The 6,239-nt window shown below is 67.2% G+C and carries 4 protein-coding genes and 1 other RNA gene; 4 read left to right on the top strand and 1 reads right to left on the bottom strand.

Annotation, left to right across the window (positions count from 1 at the left end; translation table 11 throughout):
• Nucleotides 1–26: 26 nt before the first annotated feature.
• The 4 genes from ssrA (at nt 27) to ACLFRM_RS04940 (ending at nt 5,525) form a co-directional block, all read left to right on the top strand.
• Nucleotides 27–388: a transfer-messenger RNA gene (gene ssrA, locus ACLFRM_RS04955) on the top strand.
• Nucleotides 389–685: 297 nt separating this feature from the next.
• A complete protein-coding gene (locus ACLFRM_RS04950) occupies nt 686–1,990 on the top strand; it encodes a Glu/Leu/Phe/Val family dehydrogenase (protein ID WP_410754614.1) in 1,305 nt (434 codons plus the stop codon).
• An 85-nt stretch (nt 1,991–2,075) separates the two neighbouring features.
• Complete coding sequence (gene uvrD / locus ACLFRM_RS04945) at nt 2,076–4,289, top strand: DNA helicase II (protein ID WP_410754613.1); 2,214 nt, start codon at nt 2,076–2,078, stop codon at nt 4,287–4,289.
• Between the two features lie 108 nt (nt 4,290–4,397).
• Nucleotides 4,398–5,525, top strand: coding sequence for a TRAP transporter substrate-binding protein (locus ACLFRM_RS04940; protein WP_410754612.1), 1,128 nt, complete (start codon nt 4,398–4,400; stop codon nt 5,523–5,525).
• A gap of 16 nt (nt 5,526–5,541) precedes the next feature.
• Here the strand turns inward: ACLFRM_RS04940 and ACLFRM_RS04935 are convergent, their stop codons facing one another.
• On the bottom strand, nt 5,542–6,213 hold the full coding sequence (locus ACLFRM_RS04935) for a metal-dependent transcriptional regulator (protein WP_410754611.1): 672 nt from the start codon (nt 6,211–6,213) through the stop codon (nt 5,542–5,544).
• Nucleotides 6,214–6,239 lie beyond the last annotated feature (26 nt).

The following is a 6,239-nucleotide window of genomic DNA, read 5'->3' as shown; positions in this document are numbered from 1 at the left end:
GACAGGCCCAACACTGTCAATCAACCGGGGGTGATACGGCTTCGACGTGGGTCGCGAAACTCAAGGTGCATGCCGAGGTGTAGTCTCCTCGTTAAACAACTGCAAAACCAATAGTTGCCAACGACGACAACTACGCACTCGCAGCTTAAAACCCTGTAGGGTGCCGTCTGGCCGGAGCCGTGCTTGTGCGTCCGGAACCCAGGCGTCGACTCTCACAAGCTCGTGGTGAAGCGCGTCCGGCGTGGATCCACTAAAACCCAAACCGGACTCGCCGAGTATCTTCCCTGCCTGTCGGGTAGTACTCGGTTAAAGCAATAGACAGGACAAGCATGTAGGACCGAGAGCGTAGGGCTTGCGGACGCGGGTTCGACTCCCGCCACCTCCACCAGATCCTGCCGAAAGGGCCAGCCAGCGATGGTTGGCCCTTTTTCTTTTTCTTGACCTCCCGAATCGAATCGCGGCCCGCTTCGATCAGTGCTCCCTTTGCATGACGGCTGCCCATGACGGCTGCGACGTTTCACGGTTCGGGCCCGGCCCCGCAGAGACAATATCGATACGGGCAGAGGTTTCCTGGCCTGGGCGCTATCGGACACCATCGTCGTCGCCGCTCGCTGCTACGCTCTGGTCGAGTGGCCCGCGGCAAACGCGGGTAGGGAAACAGGTCTGGTGAGAAGGAGAAGTCGAGATGACGAAGAACGGTGGACTGCTGGCCGATGCGCTGGTGCACCTCAAGCCATTGATGGACGACGAGCGCATCTCGGAGGACGCCCGCCGACGGTTGTCCCAACCCAACCGGGTGGTCGAGGTGGAAATTCCATTGCGCATGGACGACGGCTCGCTCAAGGTCTTCACCGGCTGGCGTTCCCTCTACGACAATACCCGCGGGCCGGGCAAGGGCGGCATCCGCTTCCACCCCAACGTCACCGGCGACGAGGTCGCGGCGCTGAGCTTCTGGATGGCGGTGAAATGCGCGGTGGTCGATCTGCCGTTCGGCGGTGCCAAGGGCGGGGTCTGTGTCGATCCCAAGCAGCTCTCGCGTCTCGAGCTCGAACGCCTGTCGCGGGGCTACATCCGCGCGCTGCTCGACGTGATCGGCCCGGACCGCGACATTCCCGCACCGGACGTGAACACCAACGAGACGATCATGGGCTGGATGGCCGACGAGTACCGCCAGGCCGCCGGCCGGCACCAGCGCGGCGTGATCACCGGCAAGCCGCCGGGCCACGGTGGCTCGCTGGGGCGCACGGCGGCCACCGGTCGCGGCGCGTTGCAGGTGCTCAATATCTGGGAGCGGCGCCGAGGCCGGGCCGACGAACGCCCGCGTATCGCCGTGCAGGGCTTTGGCAACGCGGGGTTTCATTTTGCGCGCCTGGCGCACGACGCCGGCTACCGGGTGGTCGCGATCGCCGATTCGCGCGGGGCCATCTACCGCGAGGAGGGACTCGATCCCTTGCCGATCTGGGAGCGCAAGCACGAATCCTCGGAGCTGTCGGGGCAGGTCTATTGCGAGGAATCCGTCTGCTCCGAGGTGGAGGTCGAGCAGCTCAGCAACGAGGACCTGCTGGCCCTGGATGTCGACGTGCTGGTGCTCGCGGCCCTGGAGAACGCCATCACCGAGAAGAACGTCGATTCGATCCGCGCGCCGACGATCCTCGAGATCGCCAACGGGCCGATCAACAACGCGGCCGATCGCAGGCTGGCCGAGCGCGGCGTGACGATCATCCCCGACGTGCTGGCCAACAGCGGCGGGGTGATCGTCAGTCATCTCGAATGGGTGCAGAACCGCATGGGTGACTACTGGGCCGAGGAGGACATCGAGCGACGACTGTCAGATCGGCTTGGCCAGCAGGCCGATCTGGTGTTCGAACGGGCGGTCACCGAGGGCGAGTCCCTGCGCTCGGCCGCCTATCGGCAGGGCATCGAACGCATCGCCATGGCCATGGACGGGCTGGGCACCGAGCGCTACTTCTGCGGTGACACCGGCCCATAGGGGGCTGGCCAGCTCGGCGGGGCGGCCGGACCGGGCATGCCCCTGAGCCGGCTGTTTCACGGGCGGGTTCCGGTACAATGCGCCCATGTCCCAAGATCCGATTCTCGACCCCCTCAACCCCGCCCAGCGCGAGGCGGTGACCAGCCCTTCGCTGGCCACCCTGGTGCTCGCCGGGGCCGGTTCGGGCAAGACCCGCGTGCTCACCCACCGCATGGCCTGGCTGGTCGCCGAGCAGGGCATCTCGCCGTACTCGATGCTCGCCGTGACCTTCACCAACAAGGCCGCCGGCGAGATGCGCGGTCGGCTGGGCTCCCTGCTCGACGGGCAGGAACTCGGTCCGCGCGGCGTCGACGGCATGTGGGTGGGCACCTTCCACGGCCTGTCGCACCGCCTGCTGCGCCAGCATGCCAAGGAGGCCGGGCTGCCCGAGGGCTTCCAGATCATCGACTCGGACGACCAGCTGCGGCTGGTCAAGCGCCTGATCCGCGAGGCGGAGCTCGACGAGAACCGCTTTCCGCCGCGGCTGGTCGCCTCGATGATCAACGGCTTCAAGGAAGACGGCCTGCGCGCCCGCCATGTCCAGCCGGGCGACGACCCCATCCGCGACCAGGTGATCGTCATCTACAAGGCCTACGAGCGCGTCTGCGAGCGCAGCGGGCTGGTGGACTTCACCGAACTCTTGCTGCGCGCCACCGAGCTCCTGCGCGGCAACGATGCCCTGCGCGCCCATTACCAGCGCCGTTTCCGGCAGGTGCTGATCGACGAGTTCCAGGACACCAACGCCCTGCAGTACGCCTGGGCGCGATTGTTAGTCGGCGAGGACAACGGCATCTTCGCCGTCGGCGACGACGACCAGTCGATCTACGGCTGGCGCGGGGCGAAGGTCGAGCACATCCAGCACTTCTCGCGCGACTTTCCCCAAACCCACCTGGTGCGCCTGGAGCAGAACTACCGTTCCACGCGCACCATCCTCGAGGCGGCCAACAGCATCATTGCGCGCAATCAGGGGCGTTTGGGCAAGAACCTCTGGACCGAGGGCGAGGCCGGTCCGCCGATCCGCTTCTACCGGGCCTTCAACGACCAGGACGAGGCCAACTTCGTGGTCGAGCAGATCGCCACCGCCGTGCGCGAGGGCGCCCAGCGATCCGACTGCGCGGTGCTGTACCGCTCCAACGCCCAGTCTCGCCTGCTCGAGGAGGCGCTGATCCGCGAGGGGATGCCATATCGGATCTACGGCGGGCTGCGCTTCTTCGAGCGGGCCGAGATCCGCGACGCGCTCGCCTACCTCAAGCTGGTCTCCAACCGCCACGACGACACCGCCTTCGACCGGGTGGTCAACCGCCCGACGCGCGGGATCGGCGACAAGACGCTCAACGAGGTGCGCCAGGCCGCCCGCGAGCAGGGCGCCTCGCTGTGGGACGCCGCGCTGATCCTGCTGGCGGAGAGCCGATTGCCCCCGCGTGCGGCCGGCGCGCTGCGCCAGTTCATGACCCTGATCGAGGCCATCGACCAGCAGACCCTCAACGACGAGCTGGGCGAGCGCATCGAGAAGACCATCGAGAAGAGCGGGCTGCGGGCGCTGTTCGAGAAGGACCGCGACCGCGAACGCGGCGAGGCGAAGATCGAGAACCTCGACGAGCTGGTCAACGCCGGGCGCGGCTACGTCATGGAGCGCGACGTGGCCGAGGAGATGGGCGAGCTCGAGGCCTTCCTCGCCCACGCCAGTCTCGAGGCCGGCGAGGCGCAGGGCGAGTCCTGGGAGGACTGCGTGCAGATGATGACCCTGCACGCGGCCAAGGGGCTGGAGTTCCCGAACGTCTTCCTGGTCGGCATGGAGGAGGGGCTGTTCCCCCATCAGATGTCGATCGACGAGCCGGGGCGCCTCGAGGAGGAGCGCCGGCTGTGCTACGTGGGCATCACCCGTGCCGAACAGCAACTGACCATCACCTGCGCCGAGTCGCGCCGCCTGCACGGCAAGCAGATCTTCCCCATGCCGTCGCGCTTTATGGGCGAGCTGCCGCCGGATCTCGTCGAGGAAGTCCGGCCCCGCGCGACCCGGGCGGCCGCCGCCTTCGGTGGCCGTCGGCCCGAGCGGTCGGGGGGCGAGCCGGGGCCACGCACGCACAAGCAGAACGAGACCGGTTTCACCATCGGCCAGACCGTCCGCCACGCCAAGTTCGGCGAGGGCACCATCCTCGACTGCGAGGGTGCCGGTGCCTCGGCGCGGGTGCAGGTCAACTTCGGCGAGCACGGCGCGAAGTGGCTGATCCTGTCGTATGCGAATCTGCAGCCCGCCTGACGGCGGGTTGCGAGGTCAGATGCGAAAGATCAGAGCTCGGTGGATCCTGATCTCTTTTTCTGATTTCCAGTATCCGATTTTCTGAATTCTTCCCGAAGGAGCTTTTCCATGAAACGCCGTGAATTTCTCACCTGGGCCGGGGCCGCCGGCATTGCGGCCACCGCCCTTTCCGGTTGCAGCAACGATTCCGAGGAGACGAGCGGGGCGGTCACCCCGGATGGTCCCACCCCGGACGATCCCATCCGCTGGAAGATGGTGACCACCTGGCCGAAGAACTTCCCCGGCCTGGGCACCGGTGCGAACAACATCGCCAAGTACATCAACGAGATGTCCGGCGGTCGACTGGTGGTCAACGTCTTCGGCGCCGGCGAGGTGGTGCCGGCGCTGGAGGTGTTCGACGCGGTCAAGGCGGGCACCGCCGAGATGGGCCACGGCGCGGCCTACTACTGGCAGGGCAAGATGCCGGCGGCGGCCTTTTTCGCCGCCATGCCCTTCGGCCTGACCGCCAACGAGATGAACGGCTGGCTCTATCATGGCGAGGGCATCGAGCTCTGGGAGGAGCTCTACAAGCCGCACGGCGTCATCCCGCGTCCGGGCGGCAACACCGGCCCGCAGATGGGCGGCTGGTTCCGAAAGCCGATCGACTCGGTCGAGGACTTCAAGGGGCTGAAGATGCGCCTGCCGGGGATCGGCGGCGAGGTGCTGCGCCGGTTGGACGTCTCGGTGGTCAACACCCCGGGGGGCGAGCTGTTCCAGGCCCTGGACGACGGCACCATCGACGCGGCCGAGTGGGTCGGGCCGTTCAACGATCTCGCCTTCGGCTTCCACCGTGCGGCCAAGTACTACTACGCGCCGGGCTGGCAGGAGCCGTCGGCGACCATGGAGGCGCTGATCAACCAGGAGGCCTTCGAGGCGCTGCCCGAGGACCTGCAGGCGATCGTCGAGGGGGCGATCAAGAGCGCGGCGCTCGACATGCTCGCCGAGTTCACCGCGCGCAACAACCGGGCGCTGAAGACGCTGGTCGACGAGCACGGTGTCGAACTGCGCTATTTCAGCGACGAGATCATGGAGGCGCTGTTCGAGAAATCCAACGAGGTGCTCGCCGAGATCACCGAGAAGGACGAGTTCGCCAAGCGGGTGTTCGACTCGCTGACCGACTATCGTCGGGACGTGGCCGGCTGGACCGAGGGTTCGGAGTACACCTTCCTCACCTCGCGCCAGCGCTTCCTCGACTGAGTTCGGTGCTCGCCGGTCATTCGCTGGCCGCGCGGATCGTCCAGACCCGCTCGGCCAGCGTCGCGGCCAGCGGGCGTTCGTTTCGACCGATGCTGACCACCACGTCGGCCGAGCCGGGCTGACTGGCCCGGCGGCGAACGAACTGGCCGGGCAGGAGCCCGATCTGGGTCAGCCGGCGCAGGTCGGCGGCGTTCTCGGCCGCCAGCCGGACCACCGTCGCGCCCTCGTCGATGGCCAGGTGACCCAATGCCACCATCTGGCGCCGCTCGACCGGCGCCTCGTCGGGGCGGGGGATGGGTGCGCCGTGCGGATCGAACTCCGGCTGGCCGAGGTGGTCCCACAACCGATCGATCAGGCGGCTGGAAAAGGCGTGCTCTAGGATTTCCGCCTCGGCATCGACCTCGGCCAGCGGCAGCTTGAGATCCTGGGCCAGGAAGGTCTCGATCACCCGGTGGCGGCGGATCATGTCGACGGCGATCGTCCAGCCGGCATCGGTGAGTGCCGCGCCCTGGTAGCGTGTGTAGTGGATCAGCCCGTCGGCGTGCAGGCGCTTGAGCATGGCCGTGACCGAGGCGCGGGCGATGCCCAGCCGATCGGCGATCGCCGAAGTGCTCACGGCGGCCTTCGGCGACTGCTCGGCCAGCTTGAAGATCGCTTTCAGGTAGTCTTCGTACGCGGTGCTCGCCATGCTGGGGTCCCGTTTGCTGGCGAAGG

Source organism: Guyparkeria sp. (assembly GCF_046540515.1).
Lineage (GTDB): Bacteria > Pseudomonadota > Gammaproteobacteria > Halothiobacillales > Halothiobacillaceae > Guyparkeria.
This window is presented reverse-complemented; position numbering and strand designations above follow the sequence as displayed.

Bases quoted from the DNA above. Each gene is read 5' to 3' on its own strand.
- ACLFRM_RS04950 (WP_410754614.1), top strand. From the start codon at position 686: ATGACGAAGAACGGTGGACTGCTGGCCGATGCGCTGGTGCACCTCAAG.
- uvrD (WP_410754613.1), top strand. From the start codon at position 2,076: ATGTCCCAAGATCCGATTCTCGACCCCCTCAACCCCGCCCAGCGCGAG.
- ACLFRM_RS04940 (WP_410754612.1), top strand. From the start codon at position 4,398: ATGAAACGCCGTGAATTTCTCACCTGGGCCGGGGCCGCCGGCATTGCG.
- ACLFRM_RS04935 (WP_410754611.1), bottom strand. From the start codon at position 6,213: ATGGCGAGCACCGCGTACGAAGACTACCTGAAAGCGATCTTCAAGCTG.